Annotated in this window: 14 protein-coding genes; 7 read left to right on the top strand and 7 right to left on the bottom strand. The window is 63.0% G+C overall.

Annotated features, from left to right (window positions below; all coding sequences use genetic code 11):
* Positions 1-225: 225 nt before the first annotated feature.
* From fdxA to ACWNZ3_RS07100, 4 genes are read right to left on the bottom strand one after another with little or no spacing between them, the layout of a single operon-like run.
* Positions 226-564 (bottom strand): ferredoxin FdxA, encoded by a 339-nt coding sequence (gene fdxA / locus ACWNZ3_RS07115; protein ID WP_269365413.1) that lies wholly within the window; start codon positions 562-564, stop codon positions 226-228.
* Positions 565-616: 52 nt separating this feature from the next.
* On the bottom strand, positions 617-1,003 hold the full coding sequence (locus ACWNZ3_RS07110; protein ID WP_269365415.1) for an RNA-binding S4 domain-containing protein: 387 nt from the start codon (positions 1,001-1,003) through the stop codon (positions 617-619).
* The gene (locus ACWNZ3_RS07105; RefSeq protein ID WP_496901672.1) at positions 1,004-3,925 is read right to left on the bottom strand and encodes a helicase-related protein; all 2,922 of its coding nucleotides are present in this window, start codon (positions 3,923-3,925) and stop codon (positions 1,004-1,006) included.
* A 13-nt stretch (positions 3,926-3,938) separates the two neighbouring features.
* A complete protein-coding gene (locus ACWNZ3_RS07100; protein ID WP_274577522.1) occupies positions 3,939-4,427 on the bottom strand; it encodes a tetratricopeptide repeat protein in 489 nt (162 codons plus the stop codon).
* A 143-nt stretch (positions 4,428-4,570) separates the two neighbouring features.
* Here ACWNZ3_RS07100 and ACWNZ3_RS07095 point away from each other — a divergent pair, with 143 nt between their 5' ends.
* The 6 genes from ACWNZ3_RS07095 (at position 4,571) to ACWNZ3_RS07070 (ending at position 10,851) form a co-directional block, all read left to right on the top strand.
* A complete protein-coding gene (locus ACWNZ3_RS07095; RefSeq protein ID WP_269365422.1) occupies positions 4,571-4,861 on the top strand; it encodes an SCP2 sterol-binding domain-containing protein in 291 nt (96 codons plus the stop codon).
* A complete protein-coding gene (locus tag ACWNZ3_RS07090; protein WP_269365423.1) occupies positions 4,861-5,808 on the top strand; it encodes an alpha/beta fold hydrolase in 948 nt (315 codons plus the stop codon). The genes ACWNZ3_RS07095 and ACWNZ3_RS07090 overlap by 1 nt, the downstream gene beginning before the upstream one ends.
* Positions 5,809-5,836: 28 nt before the next feature.
* Entirely contained in the window at positions 5,837-6,850 is a 1,014-nt protein-coding gene (locus ACWNZ3_RS07085; RefSeq protein ID WP_496901671.1) for a ligase-associated DNA damage response exonuclease, read from the top strand.
* Positions 6,847-8,445, top strand: a complete 1,599-nt coding sequence (locus ACWNZ3_RS07080; RefSeq protein ID WP_496901670.1) for an ATP-dependent DNA ligase — start codon at positions 6,847-6,849, stop codon at positions 8,443-8,445. Before ACWNZ3_RS07085 ends, ACWNZ3_RS07080 begins: the two co-directional genes overlap by 4 nt.
* Before the next feature lie 224 nt (positions 8,446-8,669).
* On the top strand, positions 8,670-10,490 hold the full coding sequence (locus ACWNZ3_RS07075) for a M3 family oligoendopeptidase (RefSeq protein ID WP_496901669.1): 1,821 nt from the start codon (positions 8,670-8,672) through the stop codon (positions 10,488-10,490).
* Between the two features lie 19 nt (positions 10,491-10,509).
* Complete coding sequence (locus ACWNZ3_RS07070; RefSeq protein WP_496901929.1) at positions 10,510-10,851, top strand: hypothetical protein; 342 nt, start codon at positions 10,510-10,512, stop codon at positions 10,849-10,851.
* Here the strand turns inward: ACWNZ3_RS07070 and ACWNZ3_RS07065 are convergent.
* Positions 10,754-11,023, bottom strand: a complete 270-nt coding sequence (locus ACWNZ3_RS07065) for a DksA/TraR family C4-type zinc finger protein (RefSeq protein WP_274577508.1) — start codon at positions 11,021-11,023, stop codon at positions 10,754-10,756. The two genes, ACWNZ3_RS07070 and ACWNZ3_RS07065, sit on opposite strands and share 98 nt — an antisense overlap.
* A 109-nt stretch (positions 11,024-11,132) precedes the next feature.
* Here ACWNZ3_RS07065 and ACWNZ3_RS07060 point away from each other — a divergent pair, with 109 nt between their 5' ends.
* A complete protein-coding gene (locus tag ACWNZ3_RS07060; RefSeq protein WP_496901668.1) occupies positions 11,133-12,308 on the top strand; it encodes a dipeptidase in 1,176 nt (391 codons plus the stop codon).
* Here ACWNZ3_RS07060 and ACWNZ3_RS07055 read toward each other — a convergent pair whose 3' ends face one another.
* Entirely contained in the window at positions 12,309-13,277 is a 969-nt protein-coding gene (locus ACWNZ3_RS07055; protein ID WP_496901667.1) for a Gfo/Idh/MocA family protein, read from the bottom strand. It lies immediately after the preceding gene.
* 117 nt (positions 13,278-13,394) lie between these two features.
* The gene (gene rpoH / locus ACWNZ3_RS07050) at positions 13,395-14,291 is read right to left on the bottom strand and encodes an RNA polymerase sigma factor RpoH (RefSeq protein ID WP_114273427.1); all 897 of its coding nucleotides are present in this window, start codon (positions 14,289-14,291) and stop codon (positions 13,395-13,397) included.
* Positions 14,292-14,318 lie beyond the last annotated feature (27 nt).

Raw genomic sequence — 14,318 nt, 5'->3', positions numbered from 1 at the left:
ACATCCGGCTGCGCTTGATCGTGGAATGGTGTTTTAAACCCCTGATGGCGGCATAATATTTGAACGTCCGCATCCGAAGAGATTGACCGTCATTGTCAGCGTTGCTGCATCATAGCACAAAAAAGGGGCATCCGAAAGATGACCCTTGGTAACATTGACGCGCGCCTTTAAATAACAACGGATTACGGGCATTTCTTCATGTTGCAGGTGAAGAAACTTTGCGAATCACCCGCCCTCGCCGGGTCTTTCGGAGAAATACTTCTCCAGCTTGCCGGTCTCGCCGTCGCGTTCCTCGGCTTCGGGCAGCGGATCCTTCTTGGTGATGATCACCGGCCAAAGCTCTGAATACTTTCGGTTAAACTCCACCCATTTTTCCATGTCCGGCTCCGTGTCCGGGCGGATCGCATCGGCGGGGCATTCCGGTTCGCAGACGCCGCAGTCAATGCATTCATCGGGGTGGATGACCAGCATGTTCTCACCCTCATAGAAGCAATCCACCGGACAGACTTCGACGCAGTCGGTGTATTTACAGGCAATGCAGGCATCGTTGACGATATAGGTCATGCGGGGATCTCTGTCAGGGTCGCTGAGGGTCTGAGTAAATCAGCGCAAGGGATCATTCAAGGTGCCGGGACTTAGAAAGATCAAGCATGCGCCGGTCCTTCTTTGTCGGGCGACCTTTTCCGTCAAAGGCCGGATTTTCAGGCAGTTTGTCCTCTGATCGGGGGGCTGGCGGGGACATGTCGGTGTAAAGCCCCTGCGCCTCGGGTGCCGGGCCGCGTCTTGTCCCCAGCGCCTCCACCCGGATGACGCGCACATGATCGCCGGTGGCAAAGGTCAGCACGTCGCCTGCGCCGACCATGCTGGCCCGTTTGGTCGTCACCACCCCGTTGATCCGCACCGCCCCGTCAGAGACCCGCGCCGCAGCCAGCGAGCGGGTCTTGAAGAACCGCGCCTGCCACAGCCATTTGTCCACGCGCAGTTTCGGCGCGGGTTCTGACATTTACTTGTTGTCCTTCAGCCCCATCAGGGCTGCGGCAAAGGGGTTGTCCGGGTCGATCTGCTTTTCCTTCCTGGGGGGACGCGCCGAGAAGTTCTGCGCCTTTGCCCCCTTGTCGCCGCGCGGCGCACCCTTGCGGGGTTTGCCCTTGCCCTTGGGCCGGTCGCCCCCGGCCCCGCCGCGGCGCTGGTTGGTGTTGGCACGCGGTGCGCGGCCCCAGGTGAAGGTATAGAAGACTTCGGTTTCCGGTGCCGCGATGCCTGCATCGGCGGCGGTTCCCTGCGGTGTCTCGCCTTCGGAGACCTGGGGGATCTGCTCTTCCGCCTTCGGCGTCTCGGGCACATCCGCCGCCACCGGGGCGGTGCCCTCATCGGGCATGTCGGCCACGGGTTCCGGCACATCGGCCGGCGCCTCTGCTGCGGGCTCTGCGGTGATTCCGCCTGCGGGTTCTTCCGCCGCCACATCCATCACCGGCGTGTCGGGTGTTTCGGCAGGCTCCTCCGTGACCTTGGGCGCGCCATCCTTCGGCGTTGTCATATCGACCGGTTTTACCTTTTCCCGCTCGCCCTTTTCGGCCTTGTAGCCCAGACCCTGCATCAGCTCTGCAAATTGCTCCAGCGTCATGCCGGTGATCGACAGCATGTCTGCCTTGGCCTCGAAGCCGCCGCGCGAATCCTCGCCACGCAGCATGTCGGCCAGCCGTTCCAGCATGTCGATGCGGATCGCACGTGCCCCGGCATTGCGATACCCCGACATCGTGTCGGCCCCCTGCGGCGCATCCGCCTCGACCGGGATCGTGACCAGGCCAGGCGGGGGCGATTCAGGAAATTCGTTCAATCCCTTCGCCAGGGACCACAGCACCAGCCGCAGCCGTGTCGGCGCGGGTTTCAGCAGCAGCGGCATGAAAATGGTGAACTGGCCAAAGCGGATGCCATGTTTGCGCAGCGCGCCACGGGCATCCTGATCCAGGGCCTTCACATCTTCGGCAACCTGGGCACGGGGGAGGATGCCGAAATTCTCGACCAGCTGAAAGGCAAAGCCCTTGGCAAGCCCGGCCAGCGCCTCGTCCCGCGCCAGCGACAACAGCGGCTCGAACAATGCTGCAATCTTGCGGTCGATGAAATGCTGCAACCGGCGCTGCACTTTCTGGACAACCTCGGGTCCGGCCACGTCATCGACAAAAACCTCGACCTGCGGCTTGAGCGCATCGCTGCCCGGCACCAATTTGCCCACTGCAGAAGACCCCCACATGAGGCCGCCCTGCTCGGTAAAGTCGATTTCCGTGTCAGGGGCGTTGTAGAACCGATCCGCCCGCAGATGAAACTGCGGTGCCAGCGCCTGAAGGGCGGCAGACTTGATGGTCTTTTCCTCCGCCCCGCCGGCACCCTTGTCGGCGCGGAAACGGAACCCGTCCAGCTTGCCTACGTATTCACCTTCAACAGTAACTTCACCGGTCTCGTTTACATCGGCCACCATGGCTTCCTTCTGTCCTAGCCGGCGCAAAAGCACGGATGTGCGCCGATCTACAAATCTCTGGGTCAGACGTTCGTGCAAGGCGTCCGACAGTCGGTCTTCTACGACACGGGTTGCCCCGCGCCAATGACTTTCGTCTCCGGTCCACCCTTTGCGTTGCGCCACATAGGTCCATGTGCGGATAAACGCCAGTCGCTTTGACAACGCATCAATGTCGCCATCGGTTCGATCTATGCGTTTGATTTGTCGCGCGAGCCAGTCATCGGGGATGCGGCCCGACTGGTGCAGGTCGCAGAAAATGCGTTCCAGAAGGTCGGCATGTTCGGCATGGCTGATGCCGCGGAAGTCGGGAATGCGGCAGACATCCCAGAGCAATTTCACTGATGGCCCGTCACTGGCGCGGGCGAACACTTCGATCACCTGCCCCAGCGCCTTGAGCGCGCGCAGATCATCCGCTTCGCGCGCGCGGACCAGGCGTTCGTCCTCGGGCTTTGCCTCCAGCGTTTCGATCAGCCGGTCGATGGAGCCGAACTGCAGCGCGTGGTTGCGCCAGTTGATCTTGTTCTGCGGGGTGAACTGGTGATCCATGATCGCCCGCGCCACCGCATCATCCAGTGCCGGGGCATCGCCGGTGGTGCCGAATGTGCCGGATTTGAACCCGCGCCCGGCGCGGCCCGCGATCTGTGCCAGTTCATTGGGGGCCAGCTGGCGCATCCGGCGGCCATCGAACTTGGTCAGGCTGGAGAAGGCGACATGATCCACATCCAGGTTCAACCCCATCCCAATGGCATCGGTCGCCACCAGGAAATCGACCTCGCCGTTCTGGTACATATCGACCTGCGCGTTGCGCGTGCGGGGGGAAAGCGCGCCCATCACCACTGCCGCACCGCCCTTCTGGCGGCGGATCAGCTCGGCAATCGCATATACATTCTCAACCGAAAACCCGACAATCGCGCTGCGTGGGCGCATGCGACTTATCTTTTTCTGACCTGAATAGATCAATTCTGACATGCGCTCGCGGTGCATGAACTGCACTTTGGGCACCAGCGCCGCGATGGTGCCGCGCATGGTATCCGAGCCCATGAACAGCGTCTCGTGCAGCCCGCGCATGCGCAGCAGACGGTCGGTAAAGACATGGCCCCGCTCGGGATCGGCACAAAGCTGAATCTCGTCCACGGCGGCAAAATCGGCTCCCATGCCCTCCGGCATCGCCTCGACCGTGCAGACCCAATACTGGGTGCGGGGCGGCACGATGCGTTCCTCACCGGTGACCAGCGCCACCACCGAAGGGCCGCGAAGTGCCACGATACGGTCATAAACCTCGCGCGCCAGCAGGCGCAGCGGCAGGCCGATCACCCCGGTCCGGTGCGCCAGCATCCGCTCGATGGCATAGGTCGTCTTGCCGGTATTGGTCGGGCCCAGAACGGCCACGATCCGCGCATCACTCGCCACGAGATGTCTCCGATCAGAGTTCGCGCCCGATCCCGTCGCGCTGCAGCCGTGTCAAGGCCTCGCCCGCATGAGGATGGTGGGGATAAATGGCCAGCACACGGCGATACAGGTCAGCCGCGCGGCGCAGGTCGCCGAACTCCTGAACCATGACGGCAAAACCGAAAATTGCCTCGAAATGCTGGGGGTTCAGGGCCAGGGTCCGTTCCAGATCGTCCAGGGCGGGGCCGTAACGTTCGGCCCTGAAAAACGCCTCTGCCCGCGCGTGATAGCCTTCGGCAAAATCCGGCGCATGATCGGTCAGCGCGGTGAAATGATCAATCGCCAGAAGGTAGTCTCCTTGCTCCATCGCGTCGCGGCCCCGCTTGAGCAACAGGTCCATCGCCGCAGAACCGGACCGCCCCCAGGTGGTTTCCACCTCGCGGGCAACCCGTGGTGCCTCGCCTTCGGGCGCGGTGCGCAGTTTCTCCAGCAGTTCGGGGGGCACGGTATCTGCCACAGTCATGCCACTAAGCAACACTAGTGTGCCAAGTGCCGTAAGGTGACGTTTGAGGTTGACGCTGAACATACGCATAACAAAAGTGAATGTAACAGGCTGCCGCCGCAAATCCAGACGTGTCGGAGCCAATTTGCCAAAAAGGGCCCGAAATGAGCGATATTGTGAACCAAGCCGTTGCGATCCTGAACGAAAAGCTGAGCGCGGCTGATTTTGACGGCACCGCGAAGTTCGACATCCAGGGTGAAGGCGCGATCATGATGGACAGCACCGGCGCGCGCGCAGGGGATGAAGAAGCGGATGTGACCCTCAGCGCGGATGCCGACACCTTCCAGTCGATTCTCGAAGGGGATACCAACCCCACCGCCGCCTTCATGTCCGGCAAGCTGGCCGTTGACGGCGACATGGGCATGGCAATGAAACTGGCCTCTGTCCTGGCCTGATGCAGCTGGAACCCGCCCCCCTTTTTACGGATGTGATGCCGGGACCTGACGGCGGTCAGGCCCATTGGGCCATGACCTCCGACGGGAAGCGGATCAGGGTGGGTTCCTGGCCTTTGGACCATGCGCGGGGCACCGTGCTGCTGTTCCCCGGCCGGACCGAATATATTGAAAAATATGGCGTGACCGCCCGCGAATTCGCTGCGCGCGGCCTGGCCACGATGAGCGTCGACTGGCGCGGTCAGGGGCTGGCCGACCGGCTGATCGACGACCCGCTGGTGGGCCATGTCGAGGTCTTTTCCGACTATCAGAAGGACGTGGCGGCAATGATGCGCGCGGCGCGCGAACTTGGCCTGCCCCGGCCTTACTTCCTGCTGGCCCATTCGATGGGCGGCTGCATCGGGCTGCGCGCCGTGATGGAGGGGCTGGGGGTTCAGGCTGCCGCCTTTACCGGGCCGATGTGGGGCATCTACATCAAGCCGCAGCTGCGCTTTCTCGCCGGGATCCTTGCCCGCAACATGCCGCGTTTCGGGCTGGGCCACGGCCTGCCCCCCGGCACGGTCAAGGAGCCCTATGTGCTGACCGCGCCTTTCGACGACAACATGCTGACCACCGACGCGCAGATGTACGACATGATGCGCGACCAGCTGCGCGCGCATCCCGAACTCTCCCTCGGCGGCCCCAGCTACATCTGGCTGCGCGAGGCCCTGGCCGAGACCGAGCATCTGGCGGGCCGCGCTGCCCCCAGCCTGCCCGCCGTCACCTGGCTGGGCACCAACGAACGTATCGTGAATACCCCCCATGTGCATGCAAGGATGGCAAGCTGGAAGGGCGGACGGCTGGAAATGGTCGAGGGCGCCGAACACGAGATCCTGATGGGCTCCGACAGCCAGCGCAGCGCCATCATGGACGGTATGGAAAAGCTGTTTCTGGGCACGGTGACTCGCTAAGGCGCAGGTGCCAGCTATATTGGCTGGCATGGCACGCACAAAGGTTCTGACATTCACCGAAAAAGGCATCTATTGCCCCGCTGGCGATTTCTACATCGACCCCTGGCGGCCGGTGGAGCGTGCGCTGATCACCCATGGCCACGCCGACCACGCCCGCAGCGGCATGGGGTCCTATCTGGCCACCCATGCCGCCCTGCCCGTCATGCGCCATCGTCTGGGTGACATCCGCGCCGAAGGCATCGCATTTGGCGAGACCCGCCGGATCGGCGGCGCGGATGTGTCCTTTCACCCCGCCGGGCATGTGCCGGGATCCGCACAGATCAGGGTCGCCCTGGGCGGCGAGGTCTGGGTGGTCTCGGGCGATTACAAGCTGGTCGATGACGGGTTCTCCGAACCCTTCGCACCGGTCAAATGCCACCATTTCATCACCGAAAGCACCTTTGGCCTGCCGGTGTTCCGCTGGATGCCCCAGCGCGATGTCGCCGGGCAGATCAACAACTGGTGGGCATCCTGCGCCGCCGCGGGCAAGACTGCCTTTCTCGGGGCCTATGCCCTGGGCAAGGCGCAGCGCCTGCTGTCGATGCTGGACCCTGAGATTGGCCCGATCCTGACCCATGGCGCGGTGGAGGCGACCAATGCCGTATTGCGCGATCAGGGGCTGCGCCTGCCCGCCACCATCCATGCCACCGATGCGGTCGATCCGAAACAGCATCCGGGTGCGATCGTGGTGTCACCGCCCTCGGCGCTTGGCAGCAAATGGGCGCGGCGGTTCGGTCCGCAGGAAAGCGCCTTTGCCTCCGGCTGGATGGCCCTGCGCGGTGTGCGCCGCAGGCGCGCAGGCGACCGTGGCTTTGTGATTTCGGACCATGCCGATTGGTCCGGGCTGCTGTCGGCCATCACGGAAACCGGCGCTGAAAACATATATGTAACACATGGTTACACGGATGTCTTCACCCGTTACCTGAACGAAAACGGCTGGCAGGCTCAGGTCATCCCGACACAGTTCGAAGGCGAGACTCTCGATGCCGGAGAGGCGACATGAAGCGGTTCGCGCAGCTCTTCAACACCATCGACCAAAGCACCAAAACAAATGTGAAGGTCGCGGCACTGGCCGATTACTTTGGCGATGCGACAGATGCGGACCGCCTGTGGACAATCGCCCTGTTTTCCGGCCGCCGACCCAAGCGCGCGGTCACCACCACCCGCCTGCGCGAATGGGCGGCCGAGCTGGCAGGCATCCCCCTGTGGCTGTTCGAGGACAGCTATGCCGTTGTCGGCGATCTGGCCGAAACCATCGCGCTGGTGCTGCCGCCGAACCCCTCTGACGATGACCGTTCCCTGACCCATTGGATCACCGAATTGCGCGGCCTTGCCGATGCGTCGGAACCGGAGCGCAAGGCCTTTGTCCTTGCCGCATGGGCGGCTCTCGGGGGCACCGAGCGGTTCCTGTTCAACAAGCTGATCACCGGCGGTTTCCGCGTCGGCATCAGCCAGAAACTGATGACCCGCGCCCTGGCCCGGGCCACCGGCAAGCCCGAGACAGAGCTGGCGCATCGGCTGATGGGCAACTGGCACCCCGATGACACCACCTGGCACGTGCTGATCGAGGCGGCAGATGCCTCTGCCGATGCCTCGCGCCCCTATCCCTTTTATCTTGCCTATGCGCTGGAGGAGGGACCGGAGGGGCTGGGCGACACCGGCGCCTGGCGCGCGGAATGGAAATGGGACGGGATCCGCGGCCAGTTGATCCTGCGCGACGGCGAATATTACGTCTGGTCGCGCGGCGCAGAGCTGATGACGGACCGCTTTCCCGAACTTGCCCGCGCCATCGACCATATGCCTTCCGGCACGGTGCTGGACGGTGAATTGCTGGTCTGGTTGCCCGCTGCCGCGGCACCCGCCTCCTTCAACGCCTTGCAGGCCCGGATCGGGCGCAAGACGGTGCCAAAGAAGCTGCTGGCCGAGGTGCCCGTTGTCCTGCACGCCTACGACCTGCTGGAGTGGCAGGGCAAGGACATCCGCCACCGCCCCTTTGCCGACCGCCGCGCCCTGCTGGAAGCGGCCTGCGCCACCCTGCCCGCTGATGCCCCGATCCGCCTGTCGCCGCAGATCCCCTTCCACGCATGGGACGCGCTTGCCGCACAGCGGTCCGCCGCACGGGCGGCGCAGGCCGAGGGGCTGATGCTCAAACGGGCCGACAGCCCTTATCTGGCGGGGCGCAAGAAGGGCGATTGGTGGAAATGGAAGCTGGACCCGCTGACCATCGACGCGGTGATGATCTATGCACAATCGGGGTCCGGGCGGCGCGCCAATCTGTTCACGGATTTCACCTTTGCGGTCTGGAACGGCAATGACCTTGTGCCCTTCACCAAGGCCTATTCCGGCCTGACCGACGCGGAATTCCGCCAGATCACCGCCTGGGTCCGCAAGAACACGCTGGAACGTTTCGGCCCGGTCCGCAAGGTGACCCCGCATCATGTCTTCGAGATTGCCTTTGAAGGCATCCAGCCCAGCCCGCGCCACAAGTCAGGCGTCGCCCTGCGCTTTCCCCGGATAAAGCGCTGGCGGCAGGACAAACCCCTGCAGGAAGCGAATACGCTCGACGATCTGAACGAAATGCTGCGGCAATATGGCTAAAGCGCCCCGCCTTAACCTTGAAGCGCCGATACCCTGCCGCGCTTCGCGCTCTCGGGACATCGACGATACCGGATGTATCAGGTTAAAGGCGGGATGCTGTAGGCTCTCTTTTTGGCCTCAAATATTCCTCGGTGGGGGTTCGGGGGAGGCAGACAGCCTCCCCCGCCTTGTCCCCGCGCCTCACCCGTCTTAGGTAATAGGCAAATCAACACAAGGTCACTCACATGTTCCAGCTTCCCTTCCCCGTCCATGACGCTAACGCCACCGGCGGCAACAAGAACCTGGGCGACCTGCCGGAATGGGACCTGAGCGACCTCTATACCGGCGAGGATGCGCCGGAACTGAAACGCGATCTCGACTGGCTGGAAGGGGCCTGCGCCAGCTTTGCCGGTGATTACGAGGGCAAGCTGGCGGATCTCGACGCCGCCGGGCTGCTGGACTGCGTGTTGCGCAATGAAAAGATCAACCAGATCGCCGGGCGCATCATGTCCTTTGCCGGGCTGCGCTACTACCAGCTGACCACCGATGCGGGCCGGGCCAAGTTCATGTCCGACCTGCAGGAAAAGATCACCAATTTCACCACGCCGCTGGTGTTCTTCACGCTGGAACTGAACAAGCTGCCCGACGACCACCTGGACGGGCTGCTGGCGCAGAATGCCGATCTGGCGCGCTACAAACCCGTTTTCGACCGCATCCGCGCGATGAAACCCTATCAGCTGTCGGACGAGCTGGAGCGTTTCCTGCACGACCTTGGTGTCGTCGGCGACGCCTGGGAGCGGATCTTTGACGAGACCATCGCGGGCCTGGAATTCGAGGTGATGGGCGACACATTGGGCATCGAGGGCACGCTGAACCTGCTGACCGACCCCGACCGCGACACCCGCGAGGCGGCGGCCCGCGCGCTGGCAGAAGTGTTTGCCGACCGGATCAAGACCTTTGCCCGGGTACACAACACCCAGGCCAAGGAAAAGGAAGTCATCGACCGCTGGCGCGGCATGGAGACGGCCCAGACCGGCCGCCACCTCAGCAACCATGTGGAGCCGGAAGTGGTGGAGGCGCTGCGCAATGCCGTGGTCGATGCCTATCCGCGCCTCAGCCACCGGTACTATGAACTGAAACGCAAATGGCTGGGTCTGGACAAGATGCAGGTCTGGGACCGCAACGCGCCCCTGCCGATGGAAGACCCCCGTATCGTCAATTGGGCGCAGGCCGAAAAGATGGTGATGGAGGCCTATAATGCCTTCGATCCGCGCATGGGCGACCTGGCCGAGCCGTTCTTCCGCAAGGGCTGGATCGACGCGGGTGTGAAACCCGGCAAGGCACCCGGGGCCTTTGCGCATCCCACGGTGACCGATGTGCACCCCTATGTGATGCTGAACTATCTTGGCAAACCGCGCGACGTGATGACCCTGGCGCATGAACTGGGCCATGGCGTGCATCAGGTGCTGGCGGCGGGACAAGGCGAGATGCTGTCCTCCACCCCGCTGACACTGGCCGAAACCGCAAGCGTCTTTGGCGAGATGCTGACCTTCCGCAAGATGCTGGACGGGGCGAAATCACAGGCCGAACGCAAGGTGCTGCTGGCGGGCAAGGTCGAGGACATGATCAACACGGTTGTGCGCCAGATCGCCTTTTACGATTTCGAATGCAAGCTGCATGCTGCCCGGCGCGGCGGCGAGTTGACGCCCGACGACATCAACGCGCTGTGGATGTCGGTGCAGGCGGAAAGCCTGGGCCCGGCCTTTGAATTCATGGAAGGCTATGAAACCTTCTGGGCCTATATCCCGCATTTCGTGCATTCGCCCTTCTACGTCTATGCCTATGCCTTTGGCGACGGTCTGGTGAACGCGCTTTACGCCGTCTATGCCGAGGGTGAGGAAGGTTTCGAAGAGAAATATTTCGACATGCTCAAGGCAGGCGGGTCCAAACACCACAAGGAGCTTCTGGCCCCCTTCGGGCTGGATGCCTCGGACCCGGCGTTCTGGGACAAGGGCCTGTCGATGATCGAAGGGTTCATCGACGAATTGGAAGCCATGGAAGACTGATCGGGAAAAGGCGCAGAATATGCCCGGCGGGCTGCGACAGTTTTACAGAAAACAGGTCAGACGGCGCATCCTGCGGGTGCTGATCTGGGTGCGCCTGCATGTGCCGCCCGGATTGCGCCTGGTCCTTGGCATCCTGCTGATGATCGGCGGCGTGTTCAGCATCCTGCCGTTTCTGGGCCTGTGGATGCTGCCCGCCGGCTTTTACATCGCGGCGCTTGATGTCGTGCCGCTGTGGCGACGGCTGCGGGGGCGCCGCAGACCGGTCACTTCAACTGCGAATCCTTCGAACCCCGCCGGTTTATCCCGCCCCGCACCGCCGTGCGTGCCGCCCGTTCCCGGGCGCAATCCACACAAAGTTTGACACCCGGCAGCGCCTCGCGGCGCCGCTGGGGAATTTCTTCTTCACATTCCGCGCAATGCGTCAGGCTCTCGCCCTGCGGCACCTTCCGCGCCCTGAGCCGTGCCAGTTCGTCGTTGATCGAGGCTTCGATCTGTTCCGATACCGCGCCGTCGCGCGCCCATCCTCCGGCCATGTTCATTCCTCCGATGTCAGGCACAGAATAGCACCCCGTCGCGCCACGTCACCCCTATGCGTCGGGCCGAAGGATGTTAACCTGTCAGGAACAACAGCCGGAGGCCCCCATGCGTATCGTCAAAAGACTTCTTGTCGTCATCCTGGTGCTGGTGGCGGTGGGCCTGATCGGCTTTTTCGCCTTCGCCCCCGCCTATGTCGAGAAATCCCGCAATGCCGTTGTGCCGCATGACCCCTACCCCGTGTCCGACGCCGCACGCGCCCTGCACGAGAGGCTGGTCATCGGCGACCTGCACGCGGACCCGCTGCTGTGGAACCGCGACCTGAGCCAGCGCAGCGATTACGGCCAGGTCGACATCCCCCGCCTGCTGGAAGGCAATGTGGCGGTGCAGGTCTTTACCGCCGTGACCAAATCCCCCGCCGGTCAGAATTACGAGGAGAATTCGGCGGAAGCCTTTGACAATGTGACCGCGCTGGCCATCGGTCAGCTCTGGCCGCCGCGCACCTGGAACAGCCTGCTGGAACGCGCGCTGTATCAGGCGGAAAAGCTGGAAGCGGTCGAAGCCGCCCTGCCCGACCAGTTCCGCATCATCCGCACGCGCGCCGATCTGGACAGCCTGCTGGCGGACCGTGCCGCAGGCCAAAAGGTCGTTGGCGGCATTCTGGGGATCGAAGGGGCGCATCCGCTGGAGGGTGACATTGCCAACCTCGACAAGCTCGAAGCGGCGGGCCACCGGGTCATCGCGCTGCAACATTTCTTTGACAACGCCCTGGGCGGGTCCTTGCATGGCAAGGGCAATCAGGGGCTGACGGACTTTGGCCGCGCGGTTGTCGAACAGGTGGCGCAGCGCGGCCTCGTGCTGGACCTCGCCCATTCCAGCCCGGCGGTTGCCCGCGACGTGCTTGAAATCACCGACATCCCCCTGATCGTCAGCCACAGCGGCGTGACCGCCCATTGCGAAACGCCGCGCAACTTCCCGGATGATCTGATGCGCGAGATTGCCGCCACCGGTGGGGTGATCGGCATGGGCTATTGGGATGAGGTCACCTGCGGCGATTTCACCCCCGCCGGGGTCGCCAGGATGACGCGAACAGCCATCGACCTGCTGGGCGAGGATCACGTGGCCCTTGGGTCGGACTTTGACGGCTCGGTCACCACCGCCTTCGACACATCGGAACTGGCAGCACTGACCCAGGCCTTTCTGGATGAAGGGCTCAGCGAGGATCAGATTGCCAAGGTCATGGGCGGCAACATGATCCGCGTGCTGCGCGCCCGGTTGAAGTGATCAGGCCCTGCGCGCGGCATAGATCATGTCGATCATCCGCTGCGTGCCCTGGCTGAATTCCAGCGAACAGGGGTACTCTGCCCCCTCCAGCACGCTGCGGCCAAAGGCCTCGACCTGCAGGACGTAGTGATTGACCGCCGGAAAGCGTTCCACGGTGATGCTGCTGGCCGAGGTTTCCAGGTGCAGTTCCGCCTGATTGAAAACGCCCGCGTTGAAGGGGCAGGACAGCCGCAGGATGCCCTTGTCACCATGCAAGACAATCTCTTGCCGCGGGGCCATGCGGGTGGAGACGATGGCGCCATAGGTGAAATCGCCAAAATCACCCGCGATCCGCGCGGTGGTATCGACGCCATGCTGGAATTCGATCCCCGCATAGGAAATTTCCCTGGGCTCCGCCCCGGTGATGAAGCGCGCCGCGCCGCAGGCATAGACACCGATATCGGGCAAGGCGCCACCGCCCGCATCAGGCTGGTTGCGGATGTTGCCCAGATCGTCGTTGTAGAAGGAAAATGTCACGTTGACATGGCGCAGGTTCCCCAGCGCGCCCTCCTTCAGAAGGTCCCGTGCCCGCCGCATCTGCGGGTGATGTGTAATCATGAAGGCTTCGGCGCAGAACAGCCCGGTCCGGTCCCGCGCGGCAATGACAGGCTCGAAATCCGCCGCTTTCAGCCCCAGCGGCTTTTCACACAACACATGTTTGCCCGCCTCCAGCGCCTTGACCGTCCATGCCACATGCAGGTGGTTCGGCAGCGGGATATAGACGGCGTCCACCTGCGCATCCGCCAGCAAGGCCTCATAGCTGTCATGCACCCGCAACCCGGGCGCAAAATCGCGAAACCCCTCCGCCTTTGCCGCCGAAGAGGTGGCGAGTGCCGAAAACTCCGCGCCTCTGGCGGCGTGAATGGCGGGGGCCATGTGCTGCCTTGCAAAATTCGACGCCCCCAGGACGCCCCAACGCAAATGGGTCATGTCTTCTCCGATCCTTGTTTCGGCGGAGCCTACCGCATTGGCCTGTCACCACAAGTTCAGACAAGAAAAAACCCCCGCAGCGGGTGCTGCGGGGGTCTGTTACTGTTCAGGCAGCGCTCAGGCGTCGGCCATCATGCCCTTTTCGCGGGCCAGGTCACGCATCCGCTTTTGCAGCTTTTCAAAGGCGCGCACCTCGATCTGGCGAATCCGCTCCCGGCTGACATCATATTGCGCCGAAAGGTCCTCAAGCGTCACCGTCTCATCGCTCAACCGGCGCTGGGTCAGGATGTCCTTTTCGCGATCGTTCAGCACTTCCAGCGCCTCGCCCAGCATTTCGCGCCGGGTTTCCAGCTCGTCCCGCTCGGCATAATCGCCTGCCTGGTCGGCGTCTTCGTCCTCCAGCCAGTCCTGCCACTGCATGGTGCCTTCGCCTTCGGAGCCGACGGTGGCATTCAGCGAGGCGTCACCGCCCGACATCCGCCGGTTCATCGAAATCACCTCGGCCTCGGTCACGCCCAGCTGGGTCGCGATGGTCTTGACGTTCTCGGGGCGCAGGTCGCCCTCCTCCAGCGCGCCAATCTTGTTCTTGGCCTTGCGCAGGTTGAAAAACAGCTTTTTCTGACCCGAGGTCGTGCCCAGCTTTACCAGCGACCAGGACCGCAGGATATATTCCTGAATCGACGCCCGGATCCACCACATCGCATAGGTGGCAAGGCGGAAGCCCTTTTCAGGGTCAAAGCGTTTCACCGCCTGCATCAGGCCCACATTCGCCTCGGAAATCACCTCAGCCTGCGGCAGTCCATAGCCGCGATAGCCCATGGCGATCTTTGCGGCCAGACGCAGGTGGCTGGTGACCATCTTATGCGCGGCTTCGGTGTCCTGTTCCTCCACCCACCGCTTGGCGAGCATGTATTCCTCTTCAGGTTCCAACAGGGGGAACTTGCGGATTTCCTGCATATAGCGGTTCAGCCCGCCTTCAGGTGTCGGTGCCGGCAGATTTGCATAATTTGCCATCAATTGTCCCTTTCCCAGTCTCGGGGG

Source organism: Sulfitobacter sp. IGS-18, from assembly GCF_059628195.1.
The sequence above is the reverse complement of the archived record's forward strand: the minus strand, read 5'-3'. Positions and strand labels throughout refer to the sequence as shown.